This is a genomic window from Bartonella sp. CE47NXGY (assembly GCF_042195415.1).
Lineage (GTDB): Bacteria > Pseudomonadota > Alphaproteobacteria > Rhizobiales > Rhizobiaceae > Bartonella.
This window is the reverse complement of record NZ_JBHIOI010000015.1, coordinates 20,933-41,101: the sequence shown is the minus strand read 5'-3', so window position 1 is coordinate 41,101 and position 20,169 is coordinate 20,933. Positions and strand designations below refer to the sequence as shown.

Here is a 20,169-nt window from a genome sequence, read left to right as displayed (position 1 = left end):
AAAAAACCACCCCGAAAAGAACTCTTGATTCGCAATAATTAAGAGACATGTTAAAAATCCTATTCCCTAACTTTTATCCACGTATCCCGTACTTTAAAAAAGATATATAAAATCAATTATCTATATAGATAAAAAGAGGTCTTGTTATTTCTAGCAATAAGAATAGCATTAATCAGTTAGTTTGTATAAACTTTAAAACATTGCGACAAAAAGAAAAAGTTTAACTCAATAGATGGAGAATTGCGCTTTTCTCATATTCTAGAGGATGAACCTGAAGTGCTACGCTGGACTGAAGCCATGTCCCAGTTTTCTATAATAGACTACCAAGAAGGCCATACTTACGAACCATATTTTATTGTTGAAACAGAAAAAGCTACATATTTGTGCGAGATAAAGCGTGCTTCATATAAGTGTGATGTCTCTCTTTATTCGTTGAGATATCACTTATTTGTAGCATGAAGAGTAAATTTATTAAAATCATGATAAGAGGGAGATAGGAACTTTATAGGTGTATCATCATAGGATTAAGTCGTTTTGTTGAGAGCTATTTCTATTTTTGCCAAAAGGTTTTTGATATATTTAATTATAATTTCATAATAGTGGATGTACTTTATTTTTATGTGCAAGAAAGCTGATTGATTGTGTAAAATAGTATTCATAAAATTACATTATTCTTATCCTGTTAAGGACATTTTTTCTAGTGAGGGTTTTGCAATTGCAATGCTCTTTTTCTCATTCTAAATTTTGGTTAGAAAAAGCGTATAGAGGTGTTATTTTAAATTTAAGATATGCATCTTCCATTGTTGGTGTTACTGTTGTAAAAAATGATATTTTATTTGATACGCATAAGGTGTTACCAAGAAGATCGATGTATAGATAAAATTTAGATTGTTACAATATCTTGAAAAAACAATGGGTAAATAATTGATAATTGTGCTACGAAAGTTGTTAGATGGGTGTGTGTCAGCAATTCTTAATAAAAAAATTTTTCTTGATAGTTGGTTTTTTTCAAAATACTGCTCTTTTTATGCAAATCTTATGTTGGTAAGCTATGCAGTTTTCACGGGAACAGGATAATGCATTGAAGGCTGTTGCCGCGTGGTTGAAGGAAGGGCGTTCTCCTCTTTTTCGCCTTTTTGGCTATGCGGGGACGGGTAAGACGACGCTTGCGCGCTATTTTGCAGAGACAGTTGATGGTTCTGTTCAATTTGCTGCTTTTACAGGGAAGGCGGCGCAGGTTTTGCGTTCTAAAGGTGCAAGCAATGCTTGTACGATTCATTCGCTAATTTATTGTCCACGTGGTGAAGAGGAAGTTTCCGATGAAATAACAGGAAAAAAATCTATTGCTCCAACATTTACGTTAAATCGAAGAAGTGCTGCTGCACAAGCTAAACTCATTATTGTTGATGAGTGCTCGATGGTAGATGAAAAATTGGCCCGTGATTTAATGAGTTTTCGAACGCCAATTCTTGTTCTTGGTGATCCAGGTCAATTGCCTCCTATATCAGGTGGAGGCTTTTTTTCTAATGGAGAACCAGATTTTCTTCTTTCAGAAATTCATCGGCAAGCGCGAGATAATCCGATTATACGTCTTGCTATGGATGTACGTGAAGGACGCGATATTGCTTATGGTGACTATGGAGAAGCGCGCGTTGTGACACGTAAAGAGGTCAATCAACAATTGGTTTTGGATGCTGATCAGGTCTTGGTAGGGGTTAATCGTACACGCCACCTTTATAATCAGCGTTTGCGTGTGTTAAAGGGATTTACAGCAGATTATCCACAAGCGGGAGATAAGCTGGTGTGTTTGCGAAATGATCCGATTAAAGGTTTGTTGAATGGCTCTTTATGGAAGGTGATGACTTCACAGAAGGAGACCGTTAAACCAAGTATTAATCTTCTTGTGAAACCAGAAGAAAGTGAGCGTGGGGTAGCAAAGATTAAACTTTTAAAAGCAGCGTTTGAAAACCCTGATCAAGAAATTTCATGGCAATTAAAAAAGCGATATGATGATTTTGATTATGGGTATGCATTAACGGTTCATAAGGCGCAAGGTTCTCAATGGAATAATGTCGTTTTGTTTGATGAAAGTTTTGCATTTCGTGATATGTATGCGCGCTGGCTTTATACGGGAATTACCCGCGCAGCAGAACGTTTAACGATTGTTCGATAGAAAAAAGATGTGTATATCATCTAAGTTTCAGATGGAAAATGCCTTTTTTCTATCTTGTTACACACTATAAAAAAATGGAAATGGGCATGGCGGTAAAACTTTCGGTTAATCTTAATGCTGTTGCTGTTTTGCGTAATCGACGTAATCTTCCGTGGCCAAGTATAACGAATATTGGGCATATAGCGCTTGCTGCTGGAGCAGCAGGTTTGACGGTTCATCCGCGCCCTGATGAAAGGCATATTCGTTTTGCGGATTTACCAGATATATACTGTTTAATAAAGAACACTTTTCCTACTGCTGAGTTTAATATTGAAGGTTATCCCAGTGATCAATTTTTGGATATCGCTAAAAACTATGCGGATCAGATTACCCTTGTTCCTGATGATCCAGATCAGTCAACGTCTGATCATGGTTGGAATTTTGCTCATGATGCAGAATTTTTAGCACCTATTATTCAGAATTTAAAAAACAGAAAGATTCGTGTATCCCTTTTTGCTAATCCTACTGTCGATGGTCTTGATATTGCTAAAGCAATGGGCGCTGATCGTGTGGAATTTTACACGGGACCTTACGGTGGTGCATTTCAGGATAAAACAAAACAAGATCAAGAGCTCAATAAACTTGTTTTAGCAGCAAGAAGAGCAAAAGAATTGCAGTTAGGTATAAACGCAGGGCATGATCTGACACTTATGAATCTTCCTGCTCTTGTCAAAAATATTCCTTGGCTTGATGAAGTTTCTATTGGCCATGGGCTCATTGCTGATGCATTAGAGTATGGAATACATGAGACTGTTCAGCGTTTTATCCGGTTGTTATCGTAATCTTTTTCTCTCTATAAAAATTGGAAAAGAAATTTTTATAGAGGTTTGCCAATTTATCTTAAAAAACAATTTTATATATGTTGATATAAATAGCACTATTATCGTGCATTATAAATATTCTATTGTTCCTCTATTTATTGGTTGCTTTCTATCTTTTGTTTTTGAGTGCATGCGATGTTTTTTATTTGTACTATCCATTATGAGGAAGTTTTAAAATCTTCTTATTATAATTTCTTTGAATGGAGAAGAAGTAGGGTTTTGAAAGTATTTCCCTTATAAAGGAGTGCGTAGGATTTTAATGGATTAATACACAAATTTTCTTGATATTGGAGCTCATTTTTGGGTTATCTGTAAATAGTATAACGTAAAATCTCCTTATGAATAAGCTTAATGCAATAGGAGCTGTTAAATAGAATGATGATATCGACTTGTAGCTTTATGAAGTAAAGAGAGTGATGTGCAATAAATCTTACACTATTATAGGGAATTCTTGAAAAGGGCTTGAGCATATTAAAATTTTTTTATAAGGCGCCATAAATGGATAACATAATAGCCGTATGGGGGCTTCTTCGTGTGAGAGGCGTGGATATTAAAAGAACGTAAAAAGTAAAAACATCCTCTCTATTATTCTAAAGATATTGTTGTATATGCTTTTGAAGGTTGTATTAAAACAATACTTGTTATTTTGTAATTTTTCTTGCTATCCGTATTGATTTGGTTCATGTTAAAGATTGTATGTTGTATCTTAATTTTTAGAATATAGCGTTGTTGCACGATAAAAGAGTAGAATATTAGCTAAATTTTCTTTAGAAATCTTATTTTGTGTAATTATTGTTTTTGTAGAATAGCAGTTGAAGTTTATTTGGGGATCCGTATATGTTTTAGGAATGTTTGGGGACTACAGTTTTTTCTATGCAATATGTAAACTTTAAAATTATTCAATTGCTGTGTTCTTATAAGCGTTTTTTTTGTCTTTATAAGTGTGTGATGCACTGTAGATAATGTTTCTTATTGAATAAAAATAATCTGAAATCCAGTTTAAATAGAGAAAGAAGGAATTTTTTATGCGTGTTTATTATGATCGTGATGCGGATGTTAATCTCATTAAAGGGAAAAAAGTAGCCATTGTTGGTTATGGTTCTCAAGGGCGTGCGCACGCTTTAAACTTGAAAGATTCTGGTGTTAAAAATGTGCAAATAGCTTTGCGTTCAGGGTCGGAAACAGTTAAAAAAGCCATGGCTGATGGTTTTGAAGTGGTGAGTGTTGCTGAAGCAGCAAAATGGGCAGATCTCATCATGATGGCAACACCAGATGAATTGCAAGCTGATATTTATAAGGAACATATTCATGATCATTTACACGATGGGGCAGCGATTGCTTTTGCGCATGGTTTGAGCATTCATTTTGGCTTGATTGAACCTAAAAAAAACGTTGATATTGTGATGATTGCTCCTAAAGGTCCAGGGCATACAGTTCGTCATGAATACCAACGGGGTTGTGGTGTTCCTTGCTTAATAGCGGTGGCGCAAGATGCTTCAGGGCATGCACATAATGTAGCATTATCTTATGCATGTGGACTTGGTGGTGGACGTGCTGGGGTGATTGAAACAACATTTAAAGAAGAGTGCGAAACTGATCTTTTTGGTGAACAAGCGGTTCTTTGTGGTGGTCTTGTTGAATTGATTCGAGCAGGTTATGAAACATTAACACAAGCAGGTTATGCGCCGGAAATGGCTTATTTTGAGTGTTTGCATGAGGTTAAACTGATTGTTGATCTCATGTATGAAGGGGGCATTGCAAATATGAATTATTCGATTTCTAATACAGCTGAATGGGGTGAATATATGTCTGGTCCACGTGTGATTACGGATGAAACCAGAGCAGAAATGAAACGTATATTGAAAGATATTCAAACGGGTAAATTTACATCGAATTGGATTCAAGAATATAAAGCTGGTGCTGCTCATTTTAAAAGTATGCGGCGTTTAAATGATAATCATCCTATTGAAGAAGTTGGTAAAAAACTTCGTTCTATGATGCCTTGGATAAAATCGAATGCTTTGGTTGATAAAGAGCGTAATTGAAGATTCTACAGAGATATTTTGTCAATAGCTTTTATAATTTTATAGATAAATATCAAAAAAAGGGTAACTTTAGTTACCCTTTTTTATATGTTTTTGGAAACATAAGCTTTATTTTTTAATTTTTTGCATAATTCTTTTTCCCAAAAAGAAAGTATACAATTCCTAAAAATATGAACCATGCTGGAGTGTATTTTAAAGCTATGGCAGTGTCAGCTTCTAATGACAATAAATAGATAATGAATGCAAAGAAAACAAGAAGCGCCCAACACATAACAACACCTCCTGGCATTTTATAAGGAGAGACAGTATGCTGGAGAGGACGATTGCGGCGATAGACGATATAGCTGATCAAAATGATAGACCATACAAATATAAACAAAGTTGCGGCAATTGTCGTAACAATTGTAAAAGCAGCTATGAGTGTTTGAGATAACGATACAACGGCATAACCAAATAAGATGCATATACATGAAAAGAATAATGCGTTGGCTGGAACGTGGTTACGAGAAAGTTTTCCTAAAAATTTAGGAGCACCTTTTTGTGTTGCTAGCCCATATATCATACGGCTGGTAGAAAAAATTCCACTATTTGCTGAAGATGCGGCAGCTGTGAGGACAACAAAGTTCATCAAACCTGCAGCAGTTGGGATACCAATAAGTGCATACATTGTTACAAATGGGCTTTTTTCTGGACTGATTTGATCCCACGGCGTCACAGACATAATCACAAGAAGAGAGAATATATAAAAGAATACAATGCGGATTGGTATTGAATTAACAGCCTGTGGTAAAGCTTTTTGAGGCTCTTTTACTTCAGCAGCAGCTGTTCCAGCGAGTTCAATGCCAACAAAAGCAAAAATAACAATTTGAAATCCAGCAAAAAAGCCTGTAATTCCTCGCGGAAAAATATTCCCACCGTTCCATATATGGTTAAGAGAAGCAACCGTACCGTTTGGAGAGACAAAACCGGTAAAGATCATATAAAATCCTACAACGATTAGGACTAGAATTGCTACGATTTTGATAAAACCAAACCAAAACTCAAGTTCGCCAAATAGTTTTACGGCGACGAGGTTAAGAATTAAAAAGGACATAAGACCAATTATAACAGGAATCCACGGATTGAGCTCAGGCCACCAAAAGTGTGTATAAGTGACAATAGCAATAATTTCAGCAGTTCCAGTGACAATCCAACACAACCAATATGTCCAGCCGATAAAGAATCCGGCACATGGCCCTAGAAGATCGGTTGAGAAGTCAATAAAAGATCGGTATTGTGTATTAGAAAGCAATAACTCTCCCATAGCACGCATGACAAAGTATAGAGCACAACCAATAATTGCATAAACGAGTAGAATTGAGGGGCCTGCTACACTGATTGTTTTTCCTGATCCCATGAAGAGACCTGTTCCAATCGCTCCACCAAGGGCTATAAGTTGTATGTGTCGGTTATGTAGTCCACGTTGCAATTTCTTCTTAGGTTTTTTTTCTAAATTTTGTTTGTTCATTTTTGGGGAGTTCTCCTTAGTTATTTTTAAATAAAAATTACCCTAAAAAAGGTAATTCCTTCTATCGGAACACGCTATGGTTAAGGAGTAAAGGAATTTTTTTCTATGACTATATGTGAATAAAGCAAAAACATTATTAATTAATGGAATAATTATTTTATATATAAGAAAAAAAAGATAAATTGTATTATATTTTTTTGATTTTTTATGTTTTATACATAAGTAATATATATAATATATAATATAATTTATATTATATATTATTATTATATGTATATAAATAATAATTTATATTTATGTATATTTATTTATAGTAATTTTTATATAAATATCTTTATATTTAAAATTATTTATTTATAGATATTGTTATCTATATAAAAATATAAATAAAATTGTAAATTTATTAAATATAAAACTTTGTATATAAATAAAATAAGTTTAAATGGTTAAACTATTATTTAAAACATTAAAAAATATATTTAAAATTTACACTTAAGTATTAATATTTAAAATTTATTACAAATAGAAAAATATTTTCATAGAATCTTTTTTTATTGCAGATAGCTATTAAGATATATTCTGTTTAGAGCTATATTTTTAATTTTGATAAAAAATTGAATATAAATTTTTTGGGGGGGAAAGTTTTAGATAAATCTCATGTTTTATTAGTAAACAATGTCAGTGAAGTTTATAGAGAATTTTTTACAGAATAGCTCGTTTCTTATCCTATTGTGCAGTAAAATACTGTTGTGTAGAGTAGTGATATAAAGCATATAACATTTTACGCATTAAGTATTTTTAGAATGGGTGGTGAGTGTTCAGGGCAGGGCTAGCCCATAGAGCCTTATGTAGGTGAACCATATAAATGATCAGCAGCATTCCCCCTTAATAAGCCGGATTGTTTACAAACCGGTGCCGGTAGGAATCGTCGTTTTTTGATGTTTGGAGAGGAGGTTAAGTAGAAAAAGGGTAACTAAAATTACCCTTTTTTGAGATGTTTTTATGTATAGACTTTATTTGTTACCTTGAGTTATTTTTTTCTTTACAAACATAAAATACATTATACCTAAGAAAACAAACCAGAATATACTATATTTTAAGGCTAGTAGAGTATCAGCTTCTAATGTCAACAAATAGAGCATGAAAACAAAGAAAACTAAAATTATCCCACACATGATAACACCTCCTGGCATTTTATAAATGGATTCAGCGTGTAGATGAGGGCGATTGCGACGATACACAATATAGCTAATCAAAATTACAGACCATACGAATAAAAATGCAATAGCTGAAATGCTTGTCACAATTGTAAAAGCACTTATGAGGCTTGGAGAGAGTGAGGCAATTGTATACCCTATTAAAATACATAAACAGGAAAAGAATAGAGCATTGGCTGGAACATGGTATCTGGAAAGTTTACCTAAAATTGGAGGGGCACCTTTTTGTGTTGCAAGTCCATATATCATACGGCTGGTAGAAAAAATACCACTATTTGCTGAAGAGGCAGCTGAGGTAATAACGACAAAGTTTACCAAGCCAGCAGCTATCGGAATGCCTGCAAGCCAAAACATCGAGACAAAGGGGCTTTTATCTGGAACAATTTGATCCCAAGGTGTGACAGACATAATTACAGCGAGAGAAAAAATGTAAAAGAGTACAATACGGATCGGTATTGCATTAATTGCTTTGGGGAGAACTTTTTTAGGTTCTTTTACTTCAGCAGCGGTTGTTCCAGCAATTTCTATACCAACAAAAGAAAAAATGGCAATTTGAAATCCAGCAAAAAAACCTGTCATTCCTCGCGGAAAGATATTGCCATCGTTCCATACGTGATTGAGAGAAGCAACCGTACCATTGGGAGAGGTAAAGCCCGTAACGATCATATAAAATCCCACAACAATTAATGCTAAAATTGCGACGACTTTGATAAGACCAAACCAGAATTCAAGTTCACCGAATAGTTTCACGGCAAAGAGGTTAAAGATTAAAAAGACACTAATGCAGGTAAAAACGGTAAACCATGGATTGAGTGTTGGCCACCAAAAGTTCATATAAGTGATGATGGCAATAATGTCAGCAGCTCCAGTTACAACCCAGCTCAACCAATAGCTCCAGCCAACAAAGAAAGCGATTCCCGGTCCTAGCATATCGGTTGAAAAATCAATAAGAGATCGGTATTGTGAATTAGAAAGCAACAATTCTCCCATAGCACGCATGACAAAGTATAGAGCAAAACCGATAATAGCATAAACGAGTATGATGGAAGGACCTGCTACACTAATTGTTTTTCCTGCCCCCATGAAGAGACCTGTTCCAATAGCACCACCAATGGCTATAAGTTGTACATGTCGGTTGTGTAGTCCACGCTGTAACTTATTCTGAGAATTATCTTTTAAATTTTGTTTGTAGCTCATTTTTTGGGGGTTCCCTTTAATTATTTTGAGATTAAATTACACTAAAAAAGCATTATTTTGTATCGAAGCATGATATAAATGAGGTGTAAAGGAAAAAAACGTTTTTTATGATTTTGTGTGGATAAAGAAAAGAATATGTTTTAGGAATATGGTTTTGAAAAAAGAGAATGTTTTCCTCTTAAATAACGTAACAGATATTTGAATGGGGAGCTTTTTATTGTTATGAATAACAAATTAATTGTTCATTAAAAGACGTGGGGCTTTTAAAATTATTTCAGAAAGTTGTCAGGAGTTTTTATAATTTTTTGAAACTTATTATTTGTAATCAGTGCATTATTTATTATTATTCATAATGGTGAGAGTTTACTTTTTGCTCAAATAGCACTCGAGAGTTCTCATCTTAGTTTAAGAAACAATTTTTAATGGAAAATTAAAATGATTTTTAAATCATTTTTTTGTTTGTATGGTGCTATCATAAATCAAAAAGTTACTTTTGTTTCATAAACGAAAAGAGGAATATCATAGCTTATTTTTTTAAAGTGATGAATAAGGATTTTGTTTAGATATTGGTAACATTTTATAAAATATTGCGAGAAACTCACATTGTTTACACAAACGTCCTTGAGAGTATGATAAAGAAATGCAACGTAATTCAGTTATATGAAGAAAAAAAGAACTGGGGATTGTATAAGCTCTGTTAGAGATTGAGCTATTCATAGTGAGAGACAGAATCAGGAAAAGATTGCTCTATTAACTTTACAATTTGTTATCAAAGATAAAACTGTTCCTGTCGCAATGTTAATCGAGCCTTTTACCCGCTGCTTTTTTAAGGCGGTACTGGCAAATGATATAAAAATGGTCATTAAAGTAAACCATGCAAAGATGTTGAAAGAATGTATTGTGACAAGTTCAAAACCTTTTTTAATGCTACCTCCAGAAGCTAAGAATTTTGGAAAAGCTGCTATGTAAAATATAGATACTTTGGGGTTTAGTATTTGTGTCAAAAAACCGTCCATATAGCTGGTTAAAAGCTTTGTTTCACTCGTAGCATGCTTTTCATTCGTTGAACTTCTTTCTTTTGAATTTAAGCTGTGTATTCCAGATTTAATTGATTTAAAGCCCATGTATAATAAATAGCTGCCACCCATGAGTTTTACTAAAAAAAACAGCGTTTTGTTGTTGAGAATGAGCGCTGATACACCTAGGTGTGGAAAATGCCCCATGCACATATGTTGCTGTACACAATCCTAAAACGTTTACAAATGCGTTCTTTCTTCCCAATCTCGTTGCATTATCGATGATAAGGGCCATATTCGGCTCCGGTGAGATGACTAAAAAAAATGAAACAATGAAAAAGGTCAGTATTTGATGATTCATTTTACTTTTAGCTCTGAAATTAATTGATTTTCGAGATACAATTCTATTCTGTCAAACTGAGAAAGTTTTCCTACACCCTGTGGAGTGCCTGTGTATATGAGATCACCACGTCTTAGCTGAATGTAGTGACTTAAAAATGAGATTATCTTCTCAAAGTTAAAGATCATATTTTTCGTATTGCCAACTTGTCTTGTTTCGCCATTCAACTTCATTGCAAAGGTTATTGGGTTGTTTATTTTTTCCTTGTTTATGAAGTCAGAGACGTATGCAGCGCCTTTAAATCCTTTCGATAAAAGCCAAGGAAGCTTTTTTTCTTTCAGTTTTGTTTGCAAATCCCGCGCTGTGAGATCAAGACCTATTGCTACGGCATCATAGCATTCTTCTGCTTCTGCCTCCATGATCATGAAAGCGTCCTTTGAGATTTTGAGCACAATTTCAGTTTCAAAATGTATTTCTTTGGAAAAATTAGGGAGATAAATTTCATTGCCTAAAACGAGTGAACTTTTTGGCTTGCTAAAGATAACAGGTTCATCTTCAACAACATTACCTAGTTCATGAACATGTTCAACATAATTGTATCCAACACAGTAGATGTCATTTATCATAGGGCGCCCTCCAAATTTTTCATTTTCTCTTTGTATAGGCAAGAGAGAACTTTGCAAACAACATTTTTTCTTATATCGCGTTGTGCGGTTTCTGAAAAAGAAGCATTATGTGGGTTGATGACTAACCATGATGACAGTTCTTCGCATTATCCTCTTTTGAAGAGTGCCCAATCTTATAGTCTTTGAGATTATTTTAATTTTGATTGCCAATTTCCTGAAATTACTTTATTACTTAAAGAGTGATTTTGCTCGTCTACGCAGCGATCAGTAGGGGTTGAAAGCCCTAAAGTTCGATCATAAATGAGCCCACTCTGTGGGTGTCTCGGAATTATGGGATATTTTTCTATGTCTAGGTGCGGTGAGCACTAAAAGCAAAAAATCTGACTCGAACTCAGTACTTTCAGGCTCTCGGAATACTAATGCGAGGGTGCTCGCGCCCAGCGGGGGACTTGAAAGTGAAAAGCAAAAAGCCACATTTTAACGACATTTCTATAGGCAAAAAATCGCTTTCAAAGAAAACTGAGAGGATAGGCATCCACCTCATCTAAAATCAGATAACGAATAGGCATGGAACGCAAACCAGCTGCACTGTTTGCTCCTGTAAGCATCAATGCCCCACCATCAAACTCTTTCGAAAACATGGTATTCCCGCTGTCACGTGCTCGTGCTGGGGCTATGCGTTCACTTAAAACTGGACTTGCCATAATCATAGGATCAAGCCGCGTCTTTGAAAGCTTTTTGGCTGTCTCAACCGTTGGCATCACATAAAGGGCAGGTCCTGGACTATAATGAATAGCATAACCGCAGAAATTTAATCCTGCCTCTGACATGCCAACTTGCGCCCCTTTCATGACAATAGTTGTTTCAATTGGCACGTAGGAGGAAAGATTATCCATGATTTCGCGCAAATAGGGGGTCCGCTTTGTTCTCCACAATCCAGGTTCAGCACTTGCTACGGTGCTAAGGTATCTATTCTTATCCGCCCATTGCGAAACCGTATACGGTGGGTCCGGTTGTCTTGCATTATTGGCATGGGCGAAAAATTCTTCGACTGCATTGTCATCCATTATTCGTTTCTTGCAAGTTCTCTAACTCTGGAGAATGAGGATCATGAAAAGGCACTGGAATATTAACCGCCTCAAGCAAAGCGGTTCTCATAGTGTAATCAATAGCACCAATAAGGCTGGCCGCATCACATCCAACTTGTGCAGCAATGCTTGCACCAAAACGATGAGGAAAATTCAACATAGCATCACGGTGCGCTCTTCCAAACTCACGAGCTGCCTTTTTCATTTCTTCTCGATCAACAGTGGTTTCGCGCAATCGTTCAAGTGCAATCTTTTCGCTTTCAAGGGCAACTTGCATTCGCTCCAGTTTTATCTTGTATTCATTGGCTCCATCTGTAGAGGCTTGTTTGATCTTTGTCCGCGGTTGACCATCAGGCGCTAAAAATGGAGCAGGGCACTTTGTTGGATTCTCATTCCAGATAGCTGTTGCAAGGGCTTCATTGACAGAACCATCTTCAAAAAGAGCCGCATCAAATTTACCTGTCTTTATCCGAGAAACCACCGCATTATGTGAAACACCCATCTTCTTCGCAAACGCACGAACCGATAGACCCTCACGATGCTTCTTGGTCATTTTGCACCTATTGCTAAATATTTTTCAACATTCATTCTTTTTTTAGATTAGTATCATGCTATGATATATAGAAAGAGCGAATGAAGGTGATTTGGTGATTGAATCTTTTGCGGATAAGCGTTGTAAAGATCTTTTAGAAGGTAATCCGCTTAAAGGTTTTCCAACAACTCTAGTACGTATAGCCCAAAGAAAATTGTTTATGCTCGATAAAGCAGTTGACCTCAAAGATTTGCGCAGTCCTCCAGGAAATCGTTTAGAAGCATTGAAAGAAGAGCGTAAAGGTCAATATTCTATTCGTATTAATGACCAGTTTCGTATTTGTTTTGAATGGCGTTCTAATGGCGCCTATGAAGTTGAAATCGTAGATTATCATTGATCTGTAGGAGGTCGAGATGAAAAATTATATTGCTATACATCCCGGAGAAATTTTACGGGAGGAATATTTAAAAGAATATGCTCTCTCTGCTTATGCCCTTGCAAAAGCATTAAATGTTCCACGCACGAGGATAGAACGTATTATTGCGGAAAATAGTCCAGTGACTCCAGATACAGCATTAAGATTAGCCTATTTTTTTGATACTACTGCTGAATTTTGGCTTAACATGCAAGCTGCTTATGACGTTAGTATATTACAAACTGAAAAAGCAGACGAATTTGCCAAAATCAATAAATTTGAATGTAGGGTTTAATGATCTTTCCACTCTTGAGGTTTGACGGCATAACAGATAATTGACGATCCGGTATAATCGGGTGTATATTCCGGTATGCAAACGGAAACGCTTCAAGTCACACGAGAATTATTGGTTTTCAAAAAAAACTTTAAAATAAGATGTGGCTATACAAAAGAAGATTTGGAAGCTGTGGATTCTCCATCATTGACAGATGAAGAACGTGCACGTCTAAAGCCAGCTAAAGATGTTTTACCACCCTCTTTCTTTAAATATGTAACAAAAGAACGCCGTAAACGTGGGTGAAAGTCTAAAAAAGCAAGCGGTTGCTAAATCAACCACCTCTCCACTTTAAAAAATGATGCTTTACAGTTGAAATTATACTTCAATTGTATTACATTGAAGTACAATTGAGAAAGGAGAAGTCATCATGGCTGCCAGTCGTATGGTTCAAGCGCGTGTACCAGAAGAAATTCAAAATGTTGCTAGTCAAGTTATTCAAGCCTCTGGTTTATCAGTAAGTGATGTCGTGAGAGTATTGATGACACGCATTGCGCAAGATAAAGCTATTCCATCCTTTTTGTTTCAACCCAATGCGGAAACCATAGCGGCTTTTGCTGAATTGGATGAGGGCAACTTAAAAAAGTTTCATTCTGTAGATGAATTATTTGATGATCTCTATGCGGACGATTGAACGTACCACCATCTTCAAACGTGATTTCAATCGTGAAATGAAAGGACGGTATCGGCATCTTTTAGATACTGATTTGCGCCAAATCATTGCAGCATTAGCAAATGACCCGCCTTTAGAACCTCGATATCATGACCATGCATTGACTGGGAATTGGAGCAATTATCGAGATTACCATATTCGACCTGACTTAGAGTGTTGATTTATCGCTTGATTGGTCAAGATCGATTGATTTTAATGCGTTTGGGCTCCCATTCAAAACTTGATCTTTAAACCACCTCCCCATTTTTGAGAACGGGGAGGTATGTCATATTCCTTTAAATCTAAGCAGTTTCACGACAGATCTTGTTAAAACGCGCTTAGCTTCTTTTGTAACTTATTTGTAATGATCAAGCTCTTTTTTGATTTCATCTATTTTTAAAAGACGACCAAAGATGATACCTATGATTTTAGAATAATTTGTCAAAACATGTTGGCGAAGATAGTAAAATCATCAAAGCGTTTATCACTATCATAATTAGTAGATTGGCTTTTTAGTTTCTTTTCACATTCAATAAAATAATGGCGTGCTTGGCGTCCTTTCTCATTGCGTTCAACCATTGAGAGCTCTTTCGCCATGTCTAATATGATGTGATATTCTGTACTTGGACGACCACCTTTAGGTTTCGCTAAAATTTTAGCGAAACTTATAAAGGCCTTATTTTCTAGGAAGCTGTACTCCTCAATGCGATTTTTTATCCAATTTCTAAATTCCGATTTAACTTCCAAAAACGTATGCAATTCACGCGCATTAACAGTTTGAACGGTTTTCGGATCAATGACTTGTTCTGATATTTTTAAGAATGTTCATAATGAACTCCTATCGATTAGACGTTCCTTAATGACACTCTAAAAGAGTGCTGGGCACTAAGAAAAACGGCATCTAGTCCGTCGTTACGCCTTTCCCCGAAGGGTGTTATATAGTATAGCCACACCTGACAAAGCTATTATATGCATGTAGCATACAATGAGTTAAAGCTTTTAAATTGCGGAAGATTAGTTATTTCGGCAACTAATCCGCTAGTTGTTTTGAGGCACCTGATTCGAAAATACCTATTACTATAGAATTGTTCAGCAACAAAAATTACTTTTTGCTAAGAAAACGTTTCACATACTGTACAGTGTACATATTGAAATTGTTATCTATCAATGAGTTAAGTGTACAATGTACAGTCAAATTGAAAATTCTGTCGCTAGCGATAGTTCGCACTAGCCTGTTCCGCAACGAAGCCAACCCGCTGGGAAGTACCTTTTATATTGATTTTATTGACTTTTTTATGGAAAAACAAAGCATAAGTGATAATCTGTTTTTAAAATTGCAATCAAAGTGTGTAATGCATAAACTCATAAGGATATGTAAGATATAGATAAAGCTTGAGAACATGATCTAGCCTTTCTTATTAGCAGCGTATTCTTGACGAGAAAGTTGTCTCTGTATATTTTTGGTTAATCTTTCATTGGCATATTGTGCAATAGCACTTGTAATCTCTGGCTTTGACATCACCCTAGCAATTGAGGGTTCCTCTTGTTTTGCAATGGGGAATTGATCTCCATCCGCTCTTTGAAAAACATTACCCTTCATCTTTTTTAAATCAACACGCTTTGGAAAACTCCCATCCTTGATAAAAACATGGGCAAGATTTGTTTTTTTCCAAACAGTTGTGTAAGTCACGCCGCGTTTTGTTCTTTTGCTTTAAAAAATTTAAGAAGTATCGGTGTTCCAGAACCAATGATATCTGTCTCAAGAAACCTTGCTGTCGCCTTTTCTTTAATATAAATACCTTGCTTAACATGCTTTGATTGGGCAGATGTAACATCGGCAATTTGCTTTTCAGTAAAGCGTTCGACTGTTTTGCTGCGGTGTTTAGAGCATTACGCAAAGCCCAATTAAGGTGTGGTGCTTGAAGACTGGTGAAGGTATCCTTCACCTGTTGAAGATACCATTTTTGGTGGATGATTAACTTCAACGTCTAAGCCTTTTTGGGGGTAGGTGTTAATGACTTGGAAACTTTAGAAGCTTTTGGTTTTTCGGGTGGAATTTCTTCGGCTGCTGATTCAGTTGATGTTTGTGTGGCTTCTTGTTCTATTTGCTTAATTTGTTCAACTGTCTTTTCAGGTTTTGCTGTTGTTTTGACGTCAACAAAAGGTTTTGCAGCATTGGCGCGCTTGAGACGTGCGTAGACCTGATTAGAAACTTCAACAAATGGATTATTGGGGGTAATGGTTCAAAGCGAACAGCGCTTTTATTGTCTCCAACAACACACATTGACGTAGTGATGACAGCTTTCATTATGGCTCCTTTTGAGTCATAATTAATGACATCATTAGTCAAATATTGATTTTTATTCTGTGAAAAATTGATTAGCTGATTGTCAGCAGAAAAAAATCATGATCTTATGCTTTTTTACTTTTTACCTAAAGTTGGTGTTTTTAAACATTTAAAAGTGTAGAAAAAATTCAAGTAAGAAATGTTGATAACCTTGCTAAGACTTCATCCATAATTATATATGGAATAGTTTCCATTCTTTTTCCATTACGCGCTACTATATCTAAAGCACGCGGTTGGTCACAGCGTATCACACCTGTTGTATGCAGCCCTGTTCCCACCAATGAAACAGCAAAGCCTGCTATTCTAGCAAAATTTCCTCCACTCGTAATGGGCAAAACAATGGGTGTTTTTGTTAAACGATTAAACGCCTCCGGTGACACAATCAGTACAGGACGCGTTCCTTTTTCTCATAGACAGAGGTTGGGTCAAGCGATACAAACCAAATTTTACCTCGCTTCATTACAAGAGCTCTCTGCCAATAAGCTTAGCATCAAACCACTCTACATCTTTATCCGCAAAATCGTCCGAAGGATTACATTCGGCTAACAATTCTTCAAGAGTGTAATTTTGCGATATTTGTGGTTTTACAACCAATTGTCCATTATCAATAGCCAAACCCACTTGCATATTTTCAGTAAGATGAAGAACATCAAACAATGCAGGCGGTATAGAGAGCATAACGGATCCTCCAACTTTACGTAATTTTGTTGTGCATAAAACGCCCTCTCTAATATTATATAAAAATATAACATAAAGTCCATGATTCAATAGCTTTTAATGCTTTTGTGCAAATGTTTAAGAAGCGCATTTAGAGTAATACGCAATATACTCTGAATAAAGTCAATATTTTTTTAATTTCTGAAAAACATAAAAATATAAAAGTTATAATACCAAACAAGGCTCTTAGCTGCTTATCTGTAAACATATTTATTTCTTGCGGTTTTCGATAATTTTTTGATCTCTCTGTTGATCTTCGTCTATAAGAGGTTCGTAATTGAGAATGCTTTTCGGAATATCACCACCGTAAACCCATGCTTTTACTTGCGCTTTGGTACTAAAATCCGCATTTTTAGGTGTTTTGTAATACTGATCACCATCAAACTTTTTACACTCTTTTGTACCGTCTTCGTATTTGTAGAGGTTGTAAAAATACTCCTCTGTCCCATCCCCCATGGGACATACCCACTGCCGTTGCAACAAACCTCTTTCGCATGGGTTGTTTACGGTTTTTTAAGAATAGATGTTTTAAAATGAACATGCTTTAATCCTAATTTTACAAATTTGTCTATTTGCCTCAAATTTGACCGTACAGAGCGTTTTATAAGATAGGTTTTTTATCATAAAATCTTTAAATCACTCTGTACGGTGCCATTTTGTCGATTTAAATGCACATCCAATCACAAAACGATCAGCAATTTTCATTAGTTTGCTAATTTGCAGTGTTTTTCACTTGCTTTTCAACCAACGTGAGTGGTCTTGAATTCTCTCTCATTGCCTTTTCTTTCAGCCTTTTTTCACGGGTGTTCAAAACAGCCTAGTGTACAAGATTGGCTTTCGTCAAAAGACTATTTTTCAAATCACGACATAATCTTACTAACTCACGAGTGCTTGGAAAAAACGTATCCGATAAACCTTCTAACTCATCGCATAAAATCCGTTTAACCGTTTTTATGAGTGACCACGCAGAAACACTTTCCAAAACCATTCCATAGGTAAGCGCCATACCTTCATGATCTGTCTGTTGCGAAATTTTTAAACCACACCGAAAGCATCCGAATTGCCTTGGTTATGTCCTCTTTACTCACTTTTATTGAAAACAATTCGTGAAGTTGATCACACGCTTCTAAGGCAATCGCTTCCTGCTGTTGTGTCAATGCTTGCCACTTTTCAAAACTAAAGGAAACTCCAGAGTTATCATCTCGTGAATGTGTTTCAAAGTGACCTCGAGGCCCGATATCAAGGATACTGTCTGAGATGCGTTCATCTACACTTTTTTGCCTTTGAGAGTGATTTCCATAGTTTTTTCCGTTCTCTAAATCCTCGATAGCTTTTTGCACCCAGTTGCGCCACATTGCTTTCCAATCCGTTTTGCGTGCATCTTTGCCTGTTCTAGCTTTCCAAAAATCTCGAAATTTTGCCATTTCGGCTTTGATACGCTCTGGAGGCAATCCCTCTTCGATTGCGAAATCATAAACAGGTTCGAAATCATCAGGGGTACGACAGCCACTGTCATTTCTAACCCGTTTAGCTTTTTTCGTAATGTTCTCTTGCTCGTGAATGGAAGGTTGGTTTTCTACACCCATTTCGATTTGCTCTGATGTGGTCTCAACAGCAGCAACCTATGTTAGTTCGTCAACCTGTTCGTTTGTTTCTAAATTTTCAGAAGCAGTTTTTTTTTGCTAAAATGATAGTTTTAGTTTATATATATTCTTATTCTGGTTCTTTATAGCTTGATTTTGCTTAGCGTTTGCTTCAGCAAAATCATTAAAATGTTTTTTATAGCGTTTTTTATTGTACACCTTTTTTCCAGCCTCACTATGAATTTGCGATATGGGCGCTTTTTTATCAGTAAAATCTTTTAGCTCTTCTTCAATGCGCGTATTCGACAAACCATTATCTTTCTCAAGAAATTTACCATTCTTCATGAGATATTCGACAATAGTTGCAAACTTTTTTGCGAGCAATTGCAAGCGCGGGCAAGCATTTCAAAATCTGTTTTAATTGGTGCTTTTTTGTCATATATGCGAATGAAAAGCGTTATATAAATGCCCCTTTGTTCTCATGTCATTCCATCTATCTCACTGTTCCAGTCATTCAAAAGGAATCTTATCCATGGCATTGCATTAGACATGCGCATTCCCTTCTTTAACTAAATATAAAATTGCTAAAGCATTTGCTTCGTTGTCATCTTTTGGATTGTATTCTTTTGCACACACCGTCTTAATCATCTTTTCTTGTGAGGCATTGACTTTATCTGTTGTGATCTTCATTTTTGTAAGCCATTGCTGAAAACGCAAATAGCGCCTACTATCGCCTTGAAAACGAAAAAATTCAAAATTGACAAGTGCCACTTGTTATACTGCTGTCTACACGAGAAATCGCCCAGCCTGTCTTAGATCTAGATCAAGGCAGAGAACGGTTTGTGTATTGATGATCATCTTCCCCCATGAAGGCTGTTGCGTATTTATATGTGCGCTATGACAGAGCGTGTTGTGATTGCCTGTTTTGAAAAAATGGTCGTGAGAAAGTACTTGAAACTACTTTTGGGCCAATTTTTTACTGCCATTCGAGGAAAAATAATCTTAGAAGCAGTTGATTTTCGAATTAACTCTTCTTGTTTTTGAATCACATCTTTTTGTGCACGTATTATTTCAGCTTCTTTATCTATTATTTTGTCTTTTGCATCTATCTCTTTTCTGAGCTTTTGCGTCGTTTTACAAGAGTCATGAAGAGTATAAGCCAATCCCAAATTAGCAATATTGATTGCCTCTCCATCCTATAAAGACGAGGAGGAGGTCAAAGTGCTAAAAAGGTACCTCAAAAAGCAGCAATGATTCGTATTTTAGTACCACCGCGGTGCCGTCTTATAGCGTTATAATAAAGTTACGAAAGGTGGTTTAGAAGGTGCTTTAATTTTTTTTGATTTTTAATAAATCATTGGAAAATAAGAGAGATTAAGATAATCTGGTGCGGACGGCGGGACTTGAACCCGCAAGGTCTTCGACCGGCAGATTTTAAGTCTGCTATGTTTACCGTTTTCATCACGTCCGCGATGTGAGTTCTCTCATAAGCTATATCTTTTATTGAATCAAGAATTAAT

Annotated in this window: 18 protein-coding genes, 1 tRNA gene and 6 pseudogenes; 8 read left to right on the top strand and 17 right to left on the bottom strand. The window is 35.9% G+C overall.

Annotated features, from left to right (window positions below):
* Positions 1-1,051 precede the first annotated feature (1,051 nt).
* From ACFIL3_RS05975 to ilvC, 3 genes are all read left to right on the top strand, one after another.
* On the top strand, positions 1,052-2,173 hold the full coding sequence (locus ACFIL3_RS05975) for an ATP-dependent RecD-like DNA helicase (RefSeq protein ID WP_375612026.1): 1,122 nt from the start codon (positions 1,052-1,054) through the stop codon (positions 2,171-2,173).
* A gap of 86 nt (positions 2,174-2,259) precedes the next feature.
* Positions 2,260-2,994, top strand: a complete 735-nt coding sequence (locus ACFIL3_RS05970; RefSeq protein WP_375613393.1) for a pyridoxine 5'-phosphate synthase — start codon at positions 2,260-2,262, stop codon at positions 2,992-2,994.
* A 1,064-nt stretch (positions 2,995-4,058) separates the two neighbouring features.
* Entirely contained in the window at positions 4,059-5,078 is a 1,020-nt protein-coding gene (ilvC, locus tag ACFIL3_RS05965) for a ketol-acid reductoisomerase (protein WP_375612028.1), read from the top strand.
* A 115-nt stretch (positions 5,079-5,193) separates the two neighbouring features.
* Here ilvC and ACFIL3_RS05960 read toward each other — a convergent pair whose 3' ends face one another.
* From ACFIL3_RS05960 to ACFIL3_RS05935, 6 genes and pseudogenes are all read right to left on the bottom strand, one after another.
* Entirely contained in the window at positions 5,194-6,585 is a 1,392-nt protein-coding gene (locus ACFIL3_RS05960; RefSeq protein WP_375668350.1) for an amino acid permease, read from the bottom strand.
* A gap of 1,013 nt (positions 6,586-7,598) precedes the next feature.
* Positions 7,599-8,999, bottom strand: coding sequence for an amino acid permease (locus tag ACFIL3_RS05955; RefSeq protein WP_375613396.1), 1,401 nt, complete (start codon positions 8,997-8,999; stop codon positions 7,599-7,601).
* Between the two features lie 731 nt (positions 9,000-9,730).
* Complete coding sequence (locus tag ACFIL3_RS05950; RefSeq protein WP_375681926.1) at positions 9,731-10,222, bottom strand: LysE family translocator; 492 nt, start codon at positions 10,220-10,222, stop codon at positions 9,731-9,733.
* 150 nt (positions 10,223-10,372) lie between these two features.
* Positions 10,373-10,981, bottom strand: coding sequence for a fumarylacetoacetate hydrolase family protein (locus ACFIL3_RS05945; RefSeq protein ID WP_375681925.1), 609 nt, complete (start codon positions 10,979-10,981; stop codon positions 10,373-10,375).
* Positions 10,982-11,499: 518 nt separating this feature from the next.
* Positions 11,500-12,048 (bottom strand): annotated as a pseudogene (locus tag ACFIL3_RS05940) (phage terminase large subunit family protein); the annotation flags it as partial.
* The gene (locus ACFIL3_RS05935) at positions 12,041-12,622 is read right to left on the bottom strand and encodes a hypothetical protein (RefSeq protein ID WP_375681924.1); all 582 of its coding nucleotides are present in this window, start codon (positions 12,620-12,622) and stop codon (positions 12,041-12,043) included. The gene ACFIL3_RS05935 and the pseudogene ACFIL3_RS05940, both read right to left, overlap by 8 nt.
* Positions 12,623-12,716: 94 nt before the next feature.
* On the opposite strand from ACFIL3_RS05935, the gene ACFIL3_RS05930 reads away from it, so the two are divergent.
* From ACFIL3_RS05930 to ACFIL3_RS05910, 5 genes are all read left to right on the top strand, one after another.
* Positions 12,717-12,998, top strand: a complete 282-nt coding sequence (locus ACFIL3_RS05930; protein ID WP_375681923.1) for a type II toxin-antitoxin system RelE/ParE family toxin — start codon at positions 12,717-12,719, stop codon at positions 12,996-12,998.
* A 16-nt stretch (positions 12,999-13,014) separates the two neighbouring features.
* Positions 13,015-13,311, top strand: a complete 297-nt coding sequence (locus ACFIL3_RS05925; protein WP_375628884.1) for a HigA family addiction module antitoxin — start codon at positions 13,015-13,017, stop codon at positions 13,309-13,311.
* A gap of 75 nt (positions 13,312-13,386) precedes the next feature.
* The gene (locus ACFIL3_RS05920) at positions 13,387-13,596 is read left to right on the top strand and encodes a hypothetical protein (protein WP_375681315.1); all 210 of its coding nucleotides are present in this window, start codon (positions 13,387-13,389) and stop codon (positions 13,594-13,596) included.
* Positions 13,597-13,720: 124 nt separating this feature from the next.
* Positions 13,721-13,984, top strand: coding sequence for a type II toxin-antitoxin system RelB/DinJ family antitoxin (locus tag ACFIL3_RS05915; protein WP_375628888.1), 264 nt, complete (start codon positions 13,721-13,723; stop codon positions 13,982-13,984).
* Positions 13,971-14,183 carry a type II toxin-antitoxin system YafQ family toxin gene (locus ACFIL3_RS05910; protein ID WP_375675585.1) on the top strand — a complete coding sequence of 71 codons (213 nt, stop codon included), beginning with the start codon at positions 13,971-13,973 and terminating at the stop codon, positions 14,181-14,183. Before ACFIL3_RS05915 ends, ACFIL3_RS05910 begins: the two co-directional genes overlap by 14 nt.
* A gap of 174 nt (positions 14,184-14,357) precedes the next feature.
* On the opposite strand, the pseudogene ACFIL3_RS05905 reads toward ACFIL3_RS05910, so the two are convergent.
* From ACFIL3_RS05905 to ACFIL3_RS05855, 11 genes and pseudogenes are all read right to left on the bottom strand, one after another.
* Positions 14,358-14,815, bottom strand: a pseudogene (locus ACFIL3_RS05905) (antA/AntB antirepressor family protein).
* Between the two features lie 592 nt (positions 14,816-15,407).
* Positions 15,408-15,948, bottom strand: a pseudogene (locus ACFIL3_RS05900) (hypothetical protein).
* 42 nt (positions 15,949-15,990) lie between these two features.
* Positions 15,991-16,310: pseudogene (locus ACFIL3_RS05895) on the bottom strand (hypothetical protein).
* Positions 16,311-16,477: 167 nt separating this feature from the next.
* Positions 16,478-16,809: pseudogene (locus tag ACFIL3_RS05890) on the bottom strand (type II toxin-antitoxin system PemK/MazF family toxin).
* Entirely contained in the window at positions 16,809-17,027 is a 219-nt protein-coding gene (locus ACFIL3_RS05885) for an antitoxin (protein ID WP_375613730.1), read from the bottom strand. Before ACFIL3_RS05885 ends, ACFIL3_RS05890 begins: the two are co-directional and overlap by 1 nt.
* 233 nt (positions 17,028-17,260) lie before the next feature.
* Positions 17,261-17,607 (bottom strand): annotated as a pseudogene (locus tag ACFIL3_RS05880) (hypothetical protein).
* A gap of 276 nt (positions 17,608-17,883) precedes the next feature.
* Positions 17,884-18,072, bottom strand: coding sequence for a hypothetical protein (locus ACFIL3_RS05875; RefSeq protein ID WP_375613729.1), 189 nt, complete (start codon positions 18,070-18,072; stop codon positions 17,884-17,886).
* A gap of 4 nt (positions 18,073-18,076) precedes the next feature.
* The gene (locus ACFIL3_RS05870) at positions 18,077-18,652 is read right to left on the bottom strand and encodes a hypothetical protein (protein WP_375638318.1); all 576 of its coding nucleotides are present in this window, start codon (positions 18,650-18,652) and stop codon (positions 18,077-18,079) included.
* A gap of 96 nt (positions 18,653-18,748) precedes the next feature.
* On the bottom strand, positions 18,749-18,994 hold the full coding sequence (locus tag ACFIL3_RS05865) for a hypothetical protein (RefSeq protein WP_375613727.1): 246 nt from the start codon (positions 18,992-18,994) through the stop codon (positions 18,749-18,751).
* Between the two features lie 198 nt (positions 18,995-19,192).
* A complete protein-coding gene (locus ACFIL3_RS05860; RefSeq protein WP_375613726.1) occupies positions 19,193-19,420 on the bottom strand; it encodes a hypothetical protein in 228 nt (75 codons plus the stop codon).
* Between the two features lie 614 nt (positions 19,421-20,034).
* Positions 20,035-20,120: transfer RNA gene (locus tag ACFIL3_RS05855), tRNA-Leu, on the bottom strand.
* Between the last annotated feature and the right edge of the window lie 49 nt (positions 20,121-20,169).

Coding starts and splice junctions, on each gene's coding strand:
- ACFIL3_RS05950 (WP_375681926.1), bottom strand. CDS start 10,222: ATGGGGCATTTTCCACACCTAGGTGTATCAGCGCTCATTCTCAACAAC.
- ACFIL3_RS05920 (WP_375681315.1), top strand. CDS start 13,387: ATGCAAACGGAAACGCTTCAAGTCACACGAGAATTATTGGTTTTCAAA.
- ACFIL3_RS05910 (WP_375675585.1), top strand. CDS start 13,971: ATGCGGACGATTGAACGTACCACCATCTTCAAACGTGATTTCAATCGT.
- ACFIL3_RS05865 (WP_375613727.1), bottom strand. CDS start 18,994: ATGAAGAATGGTAAATTTCTTGAGAAAGATAATGGTTTGTCGAATACG.
- ACFIL3_RS05915 (WP_375628888.1), top strand. CDS start 13,721: ATGGCTGCCAGTCGTATGGTTCAAGCGCGTGTACCAGAAGAAATTCAA.
- ACFIL3_RS05955 (WP_375613396.1), bottom strand. CDS start 8,999: ATGAGCTACAAACAAAATTTAAAAGATAATTCTCAGAATAAGTTACAG.
- ACFIL3_RS05925 (WP_375628884.1), top strand. CDS start 13,015: ATGAAAAATTATATTGCTATACATCCCGGAGAAATTTTACGGGAGGAA.
- ACFIL3_RS05945 (WP_375681925.1), bottom strand. CDS start 10,981: ATGATAAATGACATCTACTGTGTTGGATACAATTATGTTGAACATGTT.
- ilvC (WP_375612028.1), top strand. CDS start 4,059: ATGCGTGTTTATTATGATCGTGATGCGGATGTTAATCTCATTAAAGGG.
- ACFIL3_RS05960 (WP_375668350.1), bottom strand. CDS start 6,585: ATGAACAAACAAAATTTAGAAAAAAAACCTAAGAAGAAATTGCAACGT.
- ACFIL3_RS05875 (WP_375613729.1), bottom strand. CDS start 18,072: ATGGCGCTTACCTATGGAATGGTTTTGGAAAGTGTTTCTGCGTGGTCA.
- ACFIL3_RS05935 (WP_375681924.1), bottom strand. CDS start 12,622: ATGACCAAGAAGCATCGTGAGGGTCTATCGGTTCGTGCGTTTGCGAAG.
- ACFIL3_RS05970 (WP_375613393.1), top strand. CDS start 2,260: ATGGCGGTAAAACTTTCGGTTAATCTTAATGCTGTTGCTGTTTTGCGT.
- ACFIL3_RS05870 (WP_375638318.1), bottom strand. CDS start 18,652: ATGGGTGTAGAAAACCAACCTTCCATTCACGAGCAAGAGAACATTACG.
- ACFIL3_RS05885 (WP_375613730.1), bottom strand. CDS start 17,027: ATGCTCTCTATACCGCCTGCATTGTTTGATGTTCTTCATCTTACTGAA.
- ACFIL3_RS05975 (WP_375612026.1), top strand. CDS start 1,052: ATGCAGTTTTCACGGGAACAGGATAATGCATTGAAGGCTGTTGCCGCG.